Genomic DNA, 16677 nt, shown 5'->3' with positions numbered 1-16677 from the left:
TCACCGACGCCGCGTCAGGCCGAACAGCGCGAATCCCGCCAGGGCCGCCAGTCCGAGGGCGAGGCCGCGATTGCCGTTGACCGCCGACACCACGGAATCGCCGGTGCGGCGCAGGTCGTCGGCCAGGGCTGAGCCCGTGAGGATGCGCTCGGCCCGGGCCTTGTTCTCGGGGCGAGTGTTGATGGCGACGGAGAAGTCGTCGTCGTGGCGGATGATGTCGATGCTGTTGCGGGCGAACCCCGCCCGCGCGAGGCGGTCGCGCGCCGCGCGGGCCAGGCCGAGGGAGGGAAAGGCGACCGAGGCGAGCACGCTGTCCGACATGAATTTTCTTCTCCGCTGAGTCCGAGCGAAACACGGTGGCGTGAGGGGGAGTTCCGTGGGGCCGCCTTAAGAGCCCGGCAACCCGGCGCGCTTAGGCCCGGTCCGAGCCCGACCGGACGGCCCTGCCAGGAGATGCCCGCCTTGCGCGATCCCTTCGTTCCCGACGCGCTGGCCGAGCGCCTGCGGGCCAAGCGGCGCAACACCCGGCCCGTGGCGGCGCTGGCCTACGAACCGGCCAAGCCCGTCTTCGCCGAGCTGCTGGACGGGCGCGGCCACGGCACGGGCCAGTTCGTGCGCCTGTCGCAGGGGATGGTGGAAGGGATCACCCGCGTGGTGCGCGGCACCGACTAGGGGGCCTGCTCCGCTCGCCGTTCCGCATCGCGAAGAACCGCCGTAGAAACCCGGCGATGGAGCTCAGACCCTACCAGCGTGCCAGCCTCGACGCCCTCTACGCGTCCTGGCGCAACGAGACCGGCGACGGCCTCATCGTCCTGCCCACGGGCGCCGGCAAGGCCTTCGTCATCGCTGCCCTGGTGCGGGAAACCATCGCCCGCGCGGCCGGCGCGCGGATCGCCGTCGTCACCCACACCCGCGAACTCATCGCCCAGAACCATCGCGAACTCCTCGCGTATTGGCCGGACGCCCCGGCCGGAATCTACTCGGCCGGCCTCAATCGGCGCGAGACGGCCACGCAGATCCTGTTCTGCGGCATCCAGTCGGTCTGGAACCGGCTCGATGCCATCGGCGCCTTCGACCTCGTGGTGGTGGACGAGGCCCACCTGATCCCGCGCGCCGCCGAGACCCGCTACGGCCGCTTCCTCGCCGCCCTGCGGGCCGCCAAGCTCGACCTGCGCGTCGTCGGCCTCACGGCCACGCCCTACCGCCTCGACAGCGGCCGCCTCGACGAGGGCGCGGGCCGCCTGTTCGAGCGCATCGTCTACGAGGCCAATGTCGGCGACCTCATCCACCAGGGCTACCTCGCGCCCCTGATCTGCAAGGCCACCGCCACGGCGCTCGATGTCTCCGGCGTGGGCAAGCGCGGCGGCGACTACATCCCGAGCGCCCTGGAGGCGGCGGTGAACCAGGACTGGATCACCCGCGCGGCCGTGGAGGAAATGGCCGGCTACGGCCGCGACCGCCGGGCCTGGCTCGCCTTCTGCGCCGGTGTGGCCCACGCGGAAGCTGTGCGCGACGCCGTGCGGGGGGAGGGGGTTTCCTGCGAGATGGTGACGGGCGAGACCGGCAAGCGCGAGCGCGACCGGATCGTGCGCGCGTTTCGTGAGGGCCGGGTACGCTGCCTCACCTCCGTCGGCGTGCTCTCGACGGGCTTCAACGTGCCCCGCGTCGACCTTATCGCGCTCCTGCGCCCGACCCAGAGCACGGGGCTCTACGTCCAGCAGGTCGGCCGGGCCCTGCGCACCGCGCCGGGCAAGACCGACGCCCTCATCCTCGACTATGCCGGGCTGGTGCGGATGCACGGGCCCGTCGACATCGTCACCGCCCGCAGCGCGGCGCTCATCAAGGGCCGCGAGGGCGAGGTGCGGGCGAAGGCCTGTCCGGGCTGCGGCGCCCTCATTCCCCTCAACGCCAGCACCTGCGAGGGCTGCTGGGTCGAGCCCGAGGACGAGGCCGGCCCGAGCCACGAGGCGGCGGCGGAGGACGAGCATCCGATCCTGTCGCGGGCCGTACCGGTCTGGCGCGGCATCCGGGGCTGGCAGCTCGTCCGCCACGCCGCCTCCGGCAGCTTCGACGTGGTGTTCCGCACGGAGGACGGCCTGACCCACCGGGTCCGGATCGCCCTGGAGCAGACCGGGTACCCCCGCGAGAAGGCGGTGCAGTGGTGGCGCCAGTTCGGCGGCGGGCGCGACGTGCCCCTGACCGTCGCCGAAGCCCTCGATCGGGCCGACGAACTCGCCCGCCCGGCCGCGATCCTCATCCGGGCCAACGGCCGCCTGTCCGAGAGCGTGAGCTACCGTTTCGCCGACGGCCGAACCTTCGTCGAGTCGAGGCGCCTCGACGCGGCCGGCGCCTGATCCTCGGGAACACCCGCGCCCGGCCACGGTTGCACCGTTCGGCCCCTGCGGGGCACGAGCGAGGTGTGTGATGCGCGATCCGGCTGCCAAAGGACTCGGCGCCCTGTTGGGGGACAGTGTGCGCCATGCCGCCGATCTCGTCGGCGGCGAATTCGAGCTCCTGCGCCGCGAGACCGACGGCAACATCCGGGCGATCCTCGGTCTCGTCGCGGCGTTCGGCACGGCTTCGCTCCTCGTCCTCGCCGCCCTGATGCTCTTCGTCGTCTTCCTGGTGAAGGGACTCGGCGCCCTGCTCGGCTCCGAGGTCGCCGGGGCCCTCGTCGTCGGCGGGCCGTTCGCCGTCGCGGCCCTCGTCCTCCTGGTGCTGGGGATGCGGCGCATGTCCCGCGAAAACCTCGCGCCGCGCCGGTTCGAGCGGCAGGTCGCCCGCGACGCCCGCATGGCGACCCGCCCGCGCGACTGAGACTCTCGCCTTGAAGCCCTCGCCTTGAATCGGGGAGCCGGGAGCGGTACCGCTCCGGCCAACGCCGGATTCGCGCGATAGGGTTGACCGTCATGACCGAGATTCGCCCCCGCCGCAGCGTCCTGTCCATGCCGGGCTCGAATGCGAGAGCCCTCGAAAAGGCGGCCCACCTCCCCACCGACGTGGTGATGATCGACCTCGAGGACGCGGTGGCGCCCGAGGCCAAGGACGAGGCACGGCACGCCGTCGCCGAAGCGATCCGGGCGGAGCGGTTCGGTCGGCGCGAGGTGGTGGTCCGGGTCAATGCCCTCGATACCCCGTGGGGCGAGGCGGATCTCGCGGCCATCGCGCCCGCCGGCCCCGATGCCATCCTGGTGCCGAAGGTCACCGGGCCCGATGTGCTCGTGGCCGTGGGCAGCCGGCTGCGCCGCCTCGGGGCGCCGGACCGTACCCGCGTCTGGGCGATGATCGAGAGCCCGATGGCGCTCCTGCACATCGCCGAGATCGCGAGTTCGGCCCGCGACGTCGATACCCGGCTCGCCTGCCTCATCGTCGGCCCCAACGACCTCGCCAAGGCGAGCCGGGTCCGCCTCGGCGTGCCGGGCCGCCCGGCCCTGATGCCGTGGCTGATGAACGTGGTCGCCGCCGCCCGCGCCTACGAGATCGACGTCATCGACGGCATCTACAACGCGTTTCGCGACGCCGCCGGGTTCCTCGCCGAGTGCGAGCAGGGCCGCGATTGCGGCTTCGACGGCAAGATGCTGATCCATCCGGGCCAGATCGAACCCGCCAACGCGGTGTTCGGGCCCACGGCGGAGGCCGTCGCCGAGGCCCGCGCCATCATGGCGGTCTTCGCCGATCCGGCGAACGCCCGGCGCGGCGTGGTGGAATTCGAGGGGCGGATGATCGAGCGCCTGCACGCCGTGGACGCCGCCCGCGTCGTGGCCATGGCCGACGCCATCGCGGCGCGGGCGGCGTGAGCGCGCCGCCCGAACTCGCCGTCGATCTGCACCTGTCCGACCCTCGCCTGACCGGCTGGGGCTTCCCGCATTGGGGCTCGGCCGGGGCCGCCGGCCTCGACCTCCACGCCTGCCTCGACGCGCCCCTGACCCTCGATCCCCGGGCCCCGGCCGTGCTGATCCCGGCGGGGTTCGCCCTGGCGATCCGCGATCCGTCCTGGTGCGGGCTGATCTACCCGCGCTCGGGGCTCGGCCACCGCGACGGCCTCGTCCTCGGCAACGGCGTCGGGGTCATCGACGCCGACTATACCGGCCCGCTGATGATCTCGGCCTGGAACCGCAACCCGGCGGGACCCGCCCTGACGATCGCGCCCGGCGACCGCATCGCCCAGCTCGTCTTCACCCGCATCACCCGCCCGCGCTTCACCCTGGTGGACGGGCCGGCGGAGGCCGGCTCCGGGCGCGGCGCCGGGGGCTTCGGCTCGACGGGGGTGGCGGCCGGACGGACCCAAACGCCCTGAACCGTGTTCACCCCTCGGACGAATTTTGAGCGAGGGACCCCCATGGCATTCGTATCGAAGACGGTGATGGAAGAGGGACTGGCCGCCAAGCGCGCCGGCCGGTCCGACGAGGCCAACCCGTATCCGGCCGGTTCGCAGAACAGCGCCGACTGGCTCGAAGGCTACACCGCCGACGAGACCGAGCAGAACGTCGACCGGCCGGAATCGGAAGCCTGAAGCCGCGCGGCGCTCAGCGCCGCAGCATCGCGATCCAGGACGAGACCGGATCGACCACGTAGGCGGCCATGGAGGCCGCCCACTCCCGGGCGCGCGTCGCCATGGTCCGAGTGCCGTCCCCGGTCGCGCGCTCGGCCATGAGGGCGGCGACGTAGGCGTCTTCCCGGTCCTTGCAGGCATCGAGGGCGTTGCGCTGGGCGCCGGCCTTGCCCTGGATCGCCGGCTGCCCGGCGAAGGACTCGCGCACGCACGCCGTCCAGGCCCGCTCCAGGGCCGGCACGTCGGGGGCGGCCACCACCTCGCCGAAGGGCAGGCAGAGGATCAGACTGAGGACGACGCGCGCGCGGATTCGCATGGCCCCGATATCGCCGATTCGGCCCGTCCCTGACAAGGTGAGGCCGGGCCTCAGCAACCGTCCCGCTTCGCGGCACGTTGCAGTGGCGCCGCGGCGGTATCATCCGCACTGTCCAGGAGACCCGATCCACGGATGACCCTTCCGGGCCTGCCCATCCGCCGCGAGCTGATCTTCCTCGCCCTCGCCATCCTCCTTGCGCTTGCGGCGGCGGGCGCCTTCTACGTCTCCCGCGCCACCACCCTGACGGTGGCCGTGGCGCCGAGCGACGGCACCGAGCCCGCCCTGATCCGGGCCTATGCCGACGCCCTGACGGCGGGCCGCAAGGAAGTCCGCCTCCGGGTCCTGCCCTTCGACGACGTGCGCGACTCCGCCGCCGCCCTGCAGACGGGCAGGGCGGATCTGGCCGTGGTGCGCCCCGACGTCGCCCTGCCGGAGAACGGCCTGACCCTGGCGATCCTGCGCGACCAGGCCATGATCATCGCCTCGCCCGAGCCGTCGGGGATCACGGAGTTCGCCGACCTCGACCGGAAACGCCTCGCCATCCTGGCCCATCGCGACGCCGACCACACCCTGATCAAGGCCCTGGCGGAGCATTACGGCCTCACCCTCCTCGACGACGCCCCCGACGGCCCCGTTCCGGCCCGCCACGTCGCCCTGGTGCAGCTGGAGGAAAAGGACCTCGCCCAGGCCTTCGCGAAGAAGCGGGTCGATGCCGTCGTCTCCGTCATCGCGCCGGCGGCGCCGACGGCCCTTCGCATCGTCGGGATCGTCCAGGCGGCGAGCCGCAGCCGCAAGGTCGCGTTCATCGATGTCGCCGACGGGACCGCCATCATTGAGCGCATGCCCCGGCTCCAGGCGGTAACGATCCCGGCGGGCCTGTTCGGCGGTTCCCCGAAGGTGCCGGCCGAGGACGTGCGCACCATCGGGGCGTCCTACCGCCTCATGGCGCGGGCCGGCCTGTCGCGCACGGTGGCGGCGGACGTGACCCAGCACCTGTTCGAACTGCGCAGCGGCCTCTCCAACGCCACGCCGGCCGCCGATTACATGCTGGCCCCGAGCTACGAGACCACGGCCGCCGCCACCAGCGCGCGCCTGCCGATCCACCCCGGCGCCATCGATTTCTTCGAGCGCGAGCAGCAGGGCTTCATCGAGCGCTACGAGACCTGGATCTACCTCGTGGCCTTCCTCGGCGGCGGCCTCGGCTCCGCCCTGGCCTCCCTTCGCCAGCGCCTGTCCCGGGTGCGCCGCGAGCGCGTCGAGGAGGCGACCGACCGCCTCCTCGCCATCCGGGCCGGGGTGCGGGATGCGCCCGACCGCAGGCACCTCGACGCCCTGGCCGCGGAGATCGACGATCTGGCCGGCGAGATCGCCCGCCATGCCCTGGAGCGGCCGACGGAAGCCCGCACCATGAGTGCGGCCGCCATCGCCATCGACGCCGCGCGCTCGACGGTGCGGCGCGCCACCCGGCCGGAGGCGGCGGTGGCCGCGGCACCGGACGGCCCGTTTCCTGCTGAGGCGGCCGGGGGCCCGGTGTCGGTCCGGCCTGAATCGGCGTCGGATGCCGGGACCGGTCCCCTGTCGTCCGAACGGACCCCGAGCCGATGATCAGCGCCTTCGACCTCTTCAAGATCGGGATCGGCCCGTCGAGTTCCCACACCGTCGGGCCGATGGTGGCCGCGCGCCGGTTCCGTGAGCGGGTCCGGGGCGGGGCGGGCACGGCGCGGATCCGGGCCGAGATCTTCGGCTCGCTCGCCTGGACCGGGCGCGGCCACGGCACCGATGTGGCCATCGTCCTCGGGCTGCTCGGCCACGCGCCGGACACCGTCGATCCCGACGCCGTGGAGGGACTGGTCGCCGAACTGAACCGCGAAAAGCGCCTGTGGCTCGGCGGCCCGGCCTTCGATCCCGCCCACGATCTGGTCTTCAACTTCACCGAGGTGCTGCCGCTCCACACCAACGGCATGCGCTTTTCCGCCCTCGATGCGGCCGGGGCGGCCCGCGACACGCAGGTGTTCTATTCCGTCGGCGGCGGCTTCGTCGTCACGGAGGCCGGCCCGGAGCCGGGGCCGGAGGCGGCGTTCCCGCTGCCCTACGCGAGTGCCGCCGAACTTCTGGCGGTCTGCGCCCGCACGGGCCTGTCCATCGCCGCCGTGCAGCGGGCGAACGAAGGCGCGATCCGGGGCCCGGACGCGGTGGATCAGGGCCTCGATGCCATCGCGGAGGCCATGTTCGCCTGCATCGAGCGGGGCCTGCGCCAGGGCGGCGAGCTCCCCGGCGGCCTCAAGGTCCGCCGCCGGGCCCGGCGCCTGCACGAGGATCTCACGGCCGGCCGCCTGCGCAACGCCCGCCCGGCCCACGAGGTCGTCGACTGGATCAGCCTGTTCGCCCTGGCCGTCAACGAGGAGAACGCGTCCGGCGGCCGCGTGGTCACGGCGCCCACCAACGGGGCGGCCGGGATCGTGCCGGCGGTCCTGCGCTACGCCCGCGACTTCTGCCCCGACTGGTCGGAGGCACGGGGACGCGACTACCTGCTCACGGCGGCCGCCGTCGGGGGCCTCATCAAGACCCGCGCCTCGATCTCGGGGGCCGAGGTCGGCTGCCAGGGCGAGGTCGGCTCGGCGGCCGCCATGGCGGCGGCCGGGTTCGCCGCCTTCCTCGGGGGCTCGCCGGCCCAGGTCGAGAACGCCGCCGAGATCGCTATGGAGCACCATCTCGGCATGACCTGCGACCCCATCGGCGGCCTCGTGCAGATCCCCTGCATCGAGCGCAACGCCTTCGGGGCCAACAAGGCGGTGGTGGCCGCATCCCTCGCCCTGCGCGGCGACGGCATCCACCGCGTCTCCCTCGACGAGGTCATCGAGACCATGCGTCAGACCGGCGCCGACATGCAGGACAAGTACAAGGAGACCTCCCTCGGCGGTCTCGCGGTGAACGTCGCCGCCTGCTGAAGGGCTCCTATGCGGAGCGGATCGGCTCGGCTTTCCGCACAGCCCCGTCGAGGTCGACGTGGAGGGTGAAGGCCGCATCGCCCCTCGTGGCCGGAACCTCGAAATGCTTCGGTTTGCGCCTGGCCTCGCCGCTCGGCGCGTAGCCCGCCCTGCGGGCGGCGGCGAGGGCGGCTTCGGGATCGGCCGGGGCGTGACCGGGCTTGTCGGCCTTGGCCGGCCAGGCGATGGGGCGGGCCGGACCGTCGCCGAGGATGAGGCGGCTCACCTTGATCTCGGAGGGCTTGCGCTCGCCGGTCACCGTCACGGTGTCGCCGGGCGTCAGGGTCAGGCCTTTGGCCCCTTCGGGACCGAGATCGGCGAGGAACCGCCCGTCTGGGCCCTCGACGGCGAGGCGGTGGCCGAACACGGCCCAGATGGTGCCGGTGGCGGTCTGCAGGTCGGTCATGTGGTGGCCTGTGGTGTTCGGGGGCGCCCTTTCGGGGTGTCACCGATCTACGGGATGGCTCCGGACCGAGACTGAACGGCGCGGTTCAGCCCCGGTTCAACGGTTCGGGGCCGGCCGGCGGACCTCGTCGGCGCCGCGTTCGGTTTGCGGACGCCCGCGGCTGTGCCATGTCTCGGGCGGAACGACGGGCCGGGGGAAATCGATCGTGAGCGTGGGACTTCTGGCACTTCTCGACGATGTCGCGGCCCTCGCCCGGGTGGCGGCGGCCTCCCTCGACGACGTGGTGGCCCAGGCCGGCAAGGCCGGCACCAAGGCCCTCGGCATCGTCATCGACGACGCCGCCGTGACCCCGCGCTACGTCGTGGGCTTCGCCGCCGCGCGCGAACTGCCCATCGTCTGGCGCATCGCCGTGGGCTCCCTGAAGAACAAGCTTCTGTTCCTGCTGCCGGGCGCCCTGCTGCTGAGCTATCTCGTGCCGTGGGTGATCACGCCCCTGCTCATGCTCGGCGGGCTCTACCTCTGCTACGAGGGCGCCGAGAAGATCCTCCATGCCCTCGTGCCCGCGCCCGCGCAGGCCGAGGACACGGTCGCCACCGGTCCACAGGACGCCCAGGCTCAGGAGGATCAGCGCGTGCGCGGCGCGATCCAGACCGATTTCATCCTCTCGGCCGAGGTGATGGCCCTGACGCTCGCCTCCCTCACCACGGAATCGACGGTGACCCAGGCGGCGATCCTCGCCGTGGTCGGCATCGGCGTGACGCTGCTGGTCTACGGCGTCGTCGCCCTCATCGTGAAGGCGGACGATGCCGGCGTGGCGCTCGCCGCCAACGACCGCCCGGCTTCCACCCTCCTCGGCCTGCGCGCCGCGACGCCGGGGGCCGCCTCCGGCCCGGACCGTGCCCTGCGGCCGGTGACCCGGGGCTTCGGACGGGCCCTCGTCGTCGGCATGCCGTACTTCCTCAGCGGTCTGGCCATCCTCGGCACCGCCGCGATGCTGTGGGTCGGCGGCGGCATCCTCCTGCACGGCCTCGAGCATTTCGGCGTCACCGCCCCGGCCCACCGCGTCCACGATGCGGCCAAATGGATGGCCGCCGCGGTGCCGAGCCTGGCGGGGGCCGCCGAATGGCTCACCACCGCGACCCTGTCGGGCCTCGGCGGCCTCGTGGTCGGCGGCCTGACGATCCCCGTGGCGCAGTTCGTCCTGGCCCCGGTCACCCGGCGGGTCCGGGCCCTGTTCGGCTCGGCCAAGGCGCAGGCGGCACCGGCCGGACACTGACGGGCCCGGCCCCGTCTCAAGGGGGCGCGGCGCGGCCGGCCAGCGCGATGGCCCGTTCGAGGCGCGCGCGGGTCGCGGCCTCGACCCGCGACAGGCCGAGGGCGCGCGCCATGAGCCGAACCCGATCGGCCTCGGGAGTCCAGGCGGGAAGCGTTTCGGCGAGCCCCACGAGTTCCGGCATCGGCGTCTCGGCGTGGCTGCGCACGCTGTGTTCGGCGGGACGATGGCGGCGGCCCGGTCGCGGCGCCTCGCCGGCGGGCCAGAGCAGGGCGCGCCCCTCGTCGTCCGTGCGGGCGGTGGCGGCATCGACACCATCCAGGATCGCCTCGCGCACGGGCGGACTGACGCGTCCGATCCCGTGGGCGCGACAGATGCGGCGCACCAGAACGTCCTCGTAGATCGGGGCCTCGACGGCGAGGACGTGTGCGATCATCGCCGCCAGGACCGGCCGGTAGGCGGCCTCGTGGAACCGGGCCGGTTCCAGGGGCAGGTCGAGATCGGCGAAATCGGCGATCCGATAGCCGGGCGGGCTTGCGAGTGGGCTTGCGAGTGGGCTTGCGGCCGGCGCTGGGGCGATCTCGACGGAAGAGGGCGCGCGCTCGGCGTAGAGCCGCACCGGCTCGGGCGCCGGATCACCAGCGGGTGCGTCGTTCATTGGCTCCCGGGGGAGGGCCCCCGCCAATGGCGCGTCTTCCACCGACCCGGCCCCGTCCGGCGGTTCCGGCGGGCTGTCGGCCTCCGCCGCCGCGGCGGCCTGGGCTTCGGCGGCCAGCGCTTCGGCAACGCGGCAACGGTCCGTCTCCAGGTCCGTGCGCAGGCGGGCGTCGAGCTTCTCCAGGGCGCCGGCCGCGTCCATCCACCAGTCCGTGCTCCAGACCCGGCGGATGCGCCAGCCGAGGTCGACGAGCACCTGTTCGCGCAGGCGGTCGCGATCCCGCGCCGTGGCGGAGCGGTGATAGGTGGCGCCGTCGCACTCGATGCCGGCGAGGTAGCGGCCCGGTGCGTCGGGGTGGACGATGCCGAGGTCGATGCGGAAGCCCGAGACGCCGATCTGGGTGTGGACGGTCCAGCCCCTGGCCTCCAGGGCCGCCATCACGGCGGCCTCGAACGGCGATTCCACGTCGCCGCCCGTGGGCGCGAACGCCTCGGCGAGGGCCCTCGGCCCGCGCTCGGCGAATTCGAGGAAGTGCTTGAAGTCGCGCACGCCGCGCGAGCCCGTGCGCCCGAGGTCGATCTGCTCGGGGCGCAGCGAGGCGAACACCACGAGTTCGCGCCGGGCCCGGGTGATGGCGACGTTGAGGCGCCGGTAGCCGCCCTCCCTGTTGAGGGACGAGACGGTGCCGCCCACCCGCCCGGTGGCGTCGGGTCCCACCGCCACGGAGAACAGGATGGCGTCGCGCTCGTCGCCCTGCACGTTCTCGAGGTTCTTGACGAAGACCGGCTCGTGCCAGTGCGCGCGGTCGAAGTACGGCTCCAGCTCGGGGTGCGCCCGGCGCTGCTCGTCCAGAAGGTTCTCGATGAGGCGCTGCTGCTCGCCGTTGAAGGTGACGATGCCGAGGGACCGGCGCTCCGTGAGGAAGGCGGGGTCCCGCAGGCGCCGGACGATCTCCGTCACGACGGCCCGCGCCTCGGGCCGGTTCACCCGTCCCGCGCCGCGCTCGTAGAGTCCGTCCCGCACCAGGGTGAGACGGACCGCCCGGTCGTCTGTGACGGGGGAGGGGAACGTCACGAGCCGGCCGCCGTAATAGCGCGCGTTGGAGAACGCGATCAGGCTCTCGTGGCGGCTGCGGTAGTGCCAGTCGAGGTTGCGTCGGGGGATGTTGGCGGCCAGGCACTCGTCGAGGATCGATTCCTGATCGGCCACGTCCGAGCCGTCCTCGATGGCGTCGACGCCGCGGTCGCCGACATTGGTCGGCGGCAATTGCTCGGGGTCGCCGACGATGACGACCTGCCGGCCCCGGGCGATGGCGCCGATGGCGTCCCAGGGCGAGATCTGCGAGGCCTCGTCGAAGATCACCACGTCGAAGGGCGTCGAATCCGGCGGCAGGTACTGGGCGATGGAGAGCGGGCTCATCATCACGCAGGGCGCCAGCCGGGTCAGCGCCGACGGCATCCGGGCGAACAGCTTGCGGAGCGGCATGTGCGCCGTCTTCTTCGTCAACTCGCGCGACAGGGTGCCCCATTCCGGGTCGCTCCCGAAGGCGGTGGGGGCCGGGACGGCGCCGCCGAGGCGGGCGCGCACCACCTGTTTCGAGAGTTCGGAGACCCGGATGTCGGCGGCGCGGAAGCGCGCGATGGTGTCCTCGTGGCGCTCGGGCAGGAAGCGGGCGAGCACGGGATCGTCGGAGACCACCCGGTCGATCCACCACCGCGCGTAGGCCGCCTCGAACGCCGCCTCGGCTCCATCGGGGGCGACGCGGCCCGCCTCCAGGCCGGCGATGAGCGCGTCGAGGCCGGCGTCGCGGGCGGTGCGGGCGACGGCCTGCCAGGCGCACCAGGCCTGCGCGCGCCCGAGTCCCGCGCTCCAGCCGCCGATCCGCTCCAGGCTCCGGGTGATCCAGTCCGGCCCCGGTTCGATGGGCTCCTGCGGGTCGTCGCGGCCGGCGAGGCGCGCCAGCGCCGCTCCGGTCTCGGCGACGGCGGCGCGGTCGCGGCTGAAGCGCCCGTAGGCGCGGGCGATCCGGCCGCCCTCGGCGAGGGCCCGCCCCTCGGTCCGGGCGAGGCGGACGAGGTGGTCGCGCAAGGGGTCGCTCCCCAGGGTCTGGGGTCCGAGGATGGCGACGAGTTTTTCGATTTTCTCGGCCCAGTCGAGGGGCGCCCGGAAGGCTTCTTGTCCGGTCTCGGGCAGGTTCCAGGGGGCACCAAGGCTTGCGAGCTGCGCGTCCTCCGGACAGCCCGCCCGGATGTGGCGGGCGACCTCGATCAGGCCGATGAGGTCCGGGCCGAGATCCGCCGGCATCTCCCCCTCGACGTAGGGCCGCACCCGGGCCTGGACCCGCTTGAGCCGGCCGCCGCGCACGAGGAAGTTGGCGCCCTGCGCCGCGACCCATTCGGCGAGGAGGGCGGGAAGATCCTGATCGAGGAGGCTCGCCCGGTAGCGGCCGGCGAGGCGGGCGAGGCCGTCGTCGCGGACGGCGCGGAAGCGCGCGCGCGCGTCCACCGCCCGGCGCAGGTCGCCGGTGGCGTCGGCGAGGAAGGCGGCGCCGCAGGGCGCTTCCGGCCGCACGAGATAGGCGCCGAGGACCACGAGGCCCCGCGTCCCGGCCGGGGTCGCCAGCAGAGCGCCGAGGCCGATGGCGTCCGCGCAGTCCCGGCCGCTGGCGCGAAGGGCGGTAAGCGCGTCCGCATGCGCCGCGATGGCCGCCGCCATGTCGGCGCGCCAGACCGGCGACCACTGCGTCGCCGCGATCCCCCGCAGGGGATGGTCGACGGGGGAGCCGAGGGCCGCCAGGACCGGGCGCAGGTCGCGGCAGGCGGCGCGCAACCGCGCGAGGGTGCCGGCATCGTGGGCGCGGTGGTCGGGCCACGCCAGGACGACGGGCGGCTCCGTGGCGCCGGCGGCGACCACGTGGCCGAACGCCTCGTAGGCGCTCATCCCGTTCTCGCGCCGGCGATGCAGGGCGGCGACGAGGCGGTTGAGCTCGTCGCGCAGGGCCGCGAGGTCGCCCGTGGCCTCGCGCCAGTCCGCCTGCGGCGGGGCCGCGCGCTCGTGCCAGGCCTTGCGCAGCTGGGCGAGCACGCTTGACTTCTGCGCCTTGGTCGAATGCACTTCGAGGCAATGGTCGCCGAGCCCGATCTCGTTGAGGCGGCGGCGCACCACCTCCAGGGCGGCGGTCTTCTGCGAGACGAACAGCACCGTGCGCCCCTGCGCGAGGCACTGGGCGATCATGTTGCCGATGGTCTGGCTCTTGCCCGTGCCGGGCGGGCCGAACAGCACGAAGTCCTTTCCGGCGCCCGCCGCGATCACGGCGGAGAGCTGCGAGGAATCCGCCGACAGGGGCGCGAACACCGTCTCGGGCGGGTGCTCGACGTCGAGGCGGCCGGACTCGGGGAAGGGCGTTCCGTCGCCGTAGGCGTGTTTCGGCGTGTCGATGAGGTGGCGCACCACCGGGTTGCGCTTCAGCACCTCGGCCCGGTCGACCAGATCCTTCCACATCAGGTACTTGGTGAAGGAGAAGGCCGAGAGGACGATGTCGGGCACCACCTCCCAGCCCCTGAGGTCGCGGACGTGGCCGCGCACGATGCGAAAGATGCCCTCGACGTCGATGCCGGAGGCGTCGCGGGGCAGCTCGCCCTCGAGTTCGGGCAGCGCCAAGCGGAAATCCTCGCGCAGCAGTTCGAGCAGGGTCGGGTTGATGCGGATCTCGTCGTCGTGGAGCGCGAGGCGGAACCCGGCGCGCACGCTCGACCGCTGGAGGGCGACGGGGATGAGGAGCAGGGGCGCGCGATGGGCGGCCTCGCCGGCCTTGCGCGTCCACGACAGGAATCCGACGGCGAGGAACAGGATGTTGGCCCCGCCCTCCTCGAAGCCGTTGCGGGCGAGGCGGTAGAGGTCGAGGAGGCGGCCGTCGAGTTCGGCCTGCGTCGCCGTTGTGTGCACCTCGCCGCGGGCCAGCGCCGCGGCGCGGTCCCGGCGTCGGACGTCGTCGCGGGCGTGGAGGTCGGCGGCCTCCGCCCCGTCCGCCCCATCGGAGGCCGGGAGCAGGCGGAAGGCGTGTCCGGCCGCGAGCCGGTCCTCCAGGGCGCCGGCCTCGGCGCAGTCGAGGATCACCGAGCCCTTGCCGGGTTTGAAGTTCAGGAGCTTGTTGCGCAGGGTCAGGTCGAGAAGCCTGCGCTTCCACGTTTCGAGACGGTCGACGGGACCGGTCACCGGGGGCTCCACCCAGCGGATTTCCTCGTCCTGGAACCGGGGCGGGGCCGACAGGCCCTGGTCCAGGGGGACGGGGACTTGGACGGGGGCCGGCGCCGACGGGCGGGCGTCGCCGAGATCCAGGGGGCGGATGCCGCGCCGGCGGCAGCGCCGGACATCGATGGCGACGTCGAGGGCGGCGGGGGCCGACTCCGCGACCTGGGCGCCGCCCCGGTCCGTGGCCGCCGCGAACAGGGCCGGCGGCGTGTGGGTGAGCAGCGTCGTCTCGACGAGGATCACGTCCTCGAGGTCGCGGCGCTTGCGCAGGGTCTGCATGTCGTCGACGAGGGCGCTTGGTCCGTCCTCGTCCTTGAGCCACAGGCCGACGAAGGCGTGTCCCGTCGTGAGCACGAGGAGCGGGTGGAGGCCGGCCTGTTCGAGGCACGCGGCGTAGAGGAGCGAGAGGTCGAGGCAGGTGCCGACCCGGCGTTCCAGCACGTCGGACGGCCCCCGGACCTTCTGCCCGGTCTGCTCGAAGCTCGCCGGCGGCAGCACGTAGGCGATGCGGCGGTCGGCGAGCGCCGCCCAGATCGCCTCGGCGACCTCCCAGGCCCGCGCCTTGGTGCCCGCCCCGTAGCCGTCGAGGCCGGTCGCCCGGCCGGCCTGCCCGAGCTTGGTCGCGGCGTCGCGCAGGATCGCATCGACGGCCGGGTCGTTGGGCCGGACGAAGGCGGCGAGCAGCTCCGGGGCGCTGCGGCCGCCGCCCCAATGCGAGGGCGGCAGCAGGCGCAACGCGGTCACGGTCTCGGCCCGTGCCCCGCCCGCCTCCGTCAGGGTCACGGTGAGGTCGAGGCGGCTCGCCTCGGTGAAGCCGGCGAGCACCGCCGCGTCGAGGCGCAGGTTCGCGGTGGCCAGATCCGACGCGGCGATGTGGTGGCTGGCGCCGGCCGCGATCCGGTCGAGGCGCAGGGTGACGGGCCGCACCACCGGCGGCCGGCTCTCGATCCGCACCGCGACGTCGCGCAGCTCCGTCTCCGACCCGTTGCGGATGACGATCTCCCGGACCACGGGAATCGCGTTCTCGTGGTAGGCGAGGCTGACGTGCTCGGTCGCCTCGCAACCGATCTCGATGGTCCCGTCCCGCACCGTCCGCCCCCTCGCCGGGGAAACCTTAGGGGCTCATCCTGAGGTTGCGCAAGCGGCGCCGGGATGGTCTCCCGTCGGCGCGGCCGCGTGGGCACGGACCGCGGGGGATCGATCCGGGTGCGGCCCTGCGCCGATGGGCGCCCTGCCGCCGGTCGCCCGGGATGTGGCCGCGGAACGGGCTCGCCTTGTTCCGCCGCCGCCCGACGCGGTCCGGGCTGGACTCCGGTGTGAGACCTGGGTGTGAGACCTGGGTGTGAGACCTGGCATGGTTTTCGGGCGGCGGAATTCCCGGCGCCATGTTTGGGTGCACCGAGCCGACGCCGCCTGAAGCCGGCTGCAACGGTCCTGACCCGACGGACGTTCTCTCCGGCATCGGTGCGAGAAGGAAGCGACGGTTTGGACGTGACGCGCGCGGACATCCTCCGGCAGGTGATCGCCCAGGCCCGGCGCCGGGCCATGGCCTTCCCGGGCTCCGTCAGCGGAGATGCCTTGCCCTGGGCAGTAGTCGAAGCCTTCGACGCCGAGATCCGCGGCCATGTCGAGCGCGACCGGCGCATCGAGGAGGAGCGCGACCGCGTCCTCATCGCGGCGGTCGGACTGGCCGAGACCCGGCCCGAGGACGGGCCGGCGGCGATCGAGGCCGCGCGGGCCCACCTCCACGACGCCATCGATTACCTCGAACAGGCGGTCCTGCGCTTCGGCATCGTGAACCGGCGGGGGGCGCAACGCGGGCTCGGCGAACCCGGCCAGCGCGTCACCGTCAAGCCTTAAGCGAGCCGGAGGCGGCGCGAGGCCGCCCCCTAAGAGTCAGTCGAAGAGTCCGTCGACGACCTTCAGGTCGTCGACGGACACATCACCCGTCTGGCTGGAGAAGCGCGGGGCGCTGCCGTTGGCCTGCTGCACCCCGGAGATGCGGTGGTCGCCGCTGTCGTAGGTGGTGAGCGTGCCGTCGGTCTCGACGAGGAGGCGACGGGCGTCGGGGAAGAAGGCGTAGCGCAGGCCGTTCTGCGAGCCCGTGGTCGAGGGCTGGCCCAGCTCCTGCGGCCACCACGGCTCCGAGCCCTTCATCGGTTCCATGGGCTTCATGGGTTCCATCGGCTTCATCGGTTCCATGGGGCGTCTCCGCGCGTCGCAGGGTGAAGGCA

15 protein-coding genes are annotated in these 16677 nt (G+C 73.4%); 10 read left to right on the top strand and 5 right to left on the bottom strand.

Annotation, left to right across the window (positions count from 1 at the left end):
• A complete protein-coding gene (locus ASF28_RS03045) occupies positions 1-321 on the bottom strand; it encodes a hypothetical protein (RefSeq protein WP_056087473.1) in 321 nt (106 codons plus the stop codon).
• Between the two features lie 132 nt (positions 322-453).
• Between ASF28_RS03045 and ASF28_RS03040 the strand changes: the two genes are divergently transcribed.
• The 6 genes from ASF28_RS03040 (at position 454) to ASF28_RS22905 (ending at position 4513) form a co-directional block, all read left to right on the top strand.
• Positions 454-672, top strand: coding sequence for a hypothetical protein (locus ASF28_RS03040; protein ID WP_056087469.1), 219 nt, complete (start codon positions 454-456; stop codon positions 670-672).
• A 56-nt stretch (positions 673-728) separates the two neighbouring features.
• The gene (locus ASF28_RS03035; RefSeq protein ID WP_056087465.1) at positions 729-2354 is read left to right on the top strand and encodes a DEAD/DEAH box helicase; all 1626 of its coding nucleotides are present in this window, start codon (positions 729-731) and stop codon (positions 2352-2354) included.
• Positions 2355-2424: 70 nt separating this feature from the next.
• Positions 2425-2817: a phage holin family protein gene (locus ASF28_RS03030; protein WP_056087462.1), complete on the top strand. Its 393-nt coding sequence runs from the start codon at positions 2425-2427 to the stop codon at positions 2815-2817.
• Between the two features lie 92 nt (positions 2818-2909).
• Complete coding sequence (locus ASF28_RS03025) at positions 2910-3797, top strand: HpcH/HpaI aldolase/citrate lyase family protein (protein ID WP_056087459.1); 888 nt, start codon at positions 2910-2912, stop codon at positions 3795-3797.
• Positions 3794-4297 carry a dUTP diphosphatase gene (gene dut / locus ASF28_RS03020; protein WP_056087456.1) on the top strand — a complete coding sequence of 168 codons (504 nt, stop codon included), beginning with the start codon at positions 3794-3796 and terminating at the stop codon, positions 4295-4297. The genes ASF28_RS03025 and dut overlap by 4 nt, the downstream gene beginning before the upstream one ends.
• Positions 4298-4339: 42 nt before the next feature.
• Entirely contained in the window at positions 4340-4513 is a 174-nt protein-coding gene (locus ASF28_RS22905) for a ribosome modulation factor (RefSeq protein ID WP_187273046.1), read from the top strand.
• A gap of 13 nt (positions 4514-4526) precedes the next feature.
• Here the strand turns inward: ASF28_RS22905 and ASF28_RS03015 are convergent, their stop codons facing one another.
• Positions 4527-4868 carry a hypothetical protein gene (locus ASF28_RS03015; protein ID WP_082475965.1) on the bottom strand — a complete coding sequence of 114 codons (342 nt, stop codon included), beginning with the start codon at positions 4866-4868 and terminating at the stop codon, positions 4527-4529.
• A gap of 132 nt (positions 4869-5000) precedes the next feature.
• Here ASF28_RS03015 and ASF28_RS03010 point away from each other — a divergent pair, with 132 nt between their 5' ends.
• Positions 5001-6473 carry a TAXI family TRAP transporter solute-binding subunit gene (locus ASF28_RS03010; protein WP_082475964.1) on the top strand — a complete coding sequence of 491 codons (1473 nt, stop codon included), beginning with the start codon at positions 5001-5003 and terminating at the stop codon, positions 6471-6473.
• Entirely contained in the window at positions 6470-7816 is a 1347-nt protein-coding gene (locus ASF28_RS03005) for an L-serine ammonia-lyase (protein WP_056087451.1), read from the top strand. The genes ASF28_RS03010 and ASF28_RS03005 overlap by 4 nt, the downstream gene beginning before the upstream one ends.
• Before the next feature lie 7 nt (positions 7817-7823).
• Here ASF28_RS03005 and ASF28_RS03000 read toward each other — a convergent pair whose 3' ends face one another.
• Positions 7824-8261, bottom strand: a complete 438-nt coding sequence (locus ASF28_RS03000) for a hypothetical protein (RefSeq protein ID WP_056087448.1) — start codon at positions 8259-8261, stop codon at positions 7824-7826.
• Positions 8262-8466: 205 nt separating this feature from the next.
• Here ASF28_RS03000 and ASF28_RS02995 point away from each other — a divergent pair, with 205 nt between their 5' ends.
• Positions 8467-9537 carry a DUF808 domain-containing protein gene (locus ASF28_RS02995; protein ID WP_056087444.1) on the top strand — a complete coding sequence of 357 codons (1071 nt, stop codon included), beginning with the start codon at positions 8467-8469 and terminating at the stop codon, positions 9535-9537.
• Between the two features lie 16 nt (positions 9538-9553).
• Here the strand turns inward: ASF28_RS02995 and ASF28_RS02990 are convergent, their stop codons facing one another.
• Entirely contained in the window at positions 9554-15532 is a 5979-nt protein-coding gene (locus ASF28_RS02990) for a DUF3320 domain-containing protein (RefSeq protein WP_056087441.1), read from the bottom strand.
• A 396-nt stretch (positions 15533-15928) separates the two neighbouring features.
• Here ASF28_RS02990 and ASF28_RS02985 point away from each other — a divergent pair, with 396 nt between their 5' ends.
• The gene (locus tag ASF28_RS02985) at positions 15929-16303 is read left to right on the top strand and encodes a hypothetical protein (RefSeq protein ID WP_056087438.1); all 375 of its coding nucleotides are present in this window, start codon (positions 15929-15931) and stop codon (positions 16301-16303) included.
• Positions 16304-16339: 36 nt separating this feature from the next.
• Here ASF28_RS02985 and ASF28_RS02980 read toward each other — a convergent pair whose 3' ends face one another.
• Positions 16340-16645, bottom strand: coding sequence for a hypothetical protein (locus tag ASF28_RS02980; protein ID WP_056087436.1), 306 nt, complete (start codon positions 16643-16645; stop codon positions 16340-16342).
• Positions 16646-16677: the final 32 nt, after the last annotated feature.

Origin of the sequence: Methylobacterium sp. Leaf99 (assembly GCF_001422375.1) — a bacterium.
Classification (GTDB): domain Bacteria; phylum Pseudomonadota; class Alphaproteobacteria; order Rhizobiales; family Beijerinckiaceae; genus Methylobacterium.
The sequence above is the reverse complement of the archived record's forward strand: the minus strand, read 5'-3'. Positions and strand labels throughout refer to the sequence as shown.

What these genes read in the sequence shown, in the direction of transcription:
- ASF28_RS03035 (WP_056087465.1), top strand. Translation starts at nt 729, where the DNA reads ATGGAGCTCAGACCCTACCAGCGTGCCAGCCTCGACGCCCTCTACGCG.
- ASF28_RS22905 (WP_187273046.1), top strand. Translation starts at nt 4,340, where the DNA reads ATGGCATTCGTATCGAAGACGGTGATGGAAGAGGGACTGGCCGCCAAG.
- ASF28_RS02980 (WP_056087436.1), bottom strand. Translation starts at nt 16,645, where the DNA reads ATGGAACCGATGAAGCCGATGGAACCCATGAAGCCCATGGAACCGATG.
- ASF28_RS03005 (WP_056087451.1), top strand. Translation starts at nt 6,470, where the DNA reads ATGATCAGCGCCTTCGACCTCTTCAAGATCGGGATCGGCCCGTCGAGT.
- ASF28_RS03025 (WP_056087459.1), top strand. Translation starts at nt 2,910, where the DNA reads ATGACCGAGATTCGCCCCCGCCGCAGCGTCCTGTCCATGCCGGGCTCG.
- ASF28_RS03010 (WP_082475964.1), top strand. Translation starts at nt 5,001, where the DNA reads ATGACCCTTCCGGGCCTGCCCATCCGCCGCGAGCTGATCTTCCTCGCC.
- ASF28_RS03040 (WP_056087469.1), top strand. Translation starts at nt 454, where the DNA reads ATGCCCGCCTTGCGCGATCCCTTCGTTCCCGACGCGCTGGCCGAGCGC.
- ASF28_RS03015 (WP_082475965.1), bottom strand. Translation starts at nt 4,868, where the DNA reads ATGCGAATCCGCGCGCGCGTCGTCCTCAGTCTGATCCTCTGCCTGCCC.
- ASF28_RS03030 (WP_056087462.1), top strand. Translation starts at nt 2,425, where the DNA reads ATGCGCGATCCGGCTGCCAAAGGACTCGGCGCCCTGTTGGGGGACAGT.
- ASF28_RS03045 (WP_056087473.1), bottom strand. Translation starts at nt 321, where the DNA reads ATGTCGGACAGCGTGCTCGCCTCGGTCGCCTTTCCCTCCCTCGGCCTG.
- ASF28_RS03000 (WP_056087448.1), bottom strand. Translation starts at nt 8,261, where the DNA reads ATGACCGACCTGCAGACCGCCACCGGCACCATCTGGGCCGTGTTCGGC.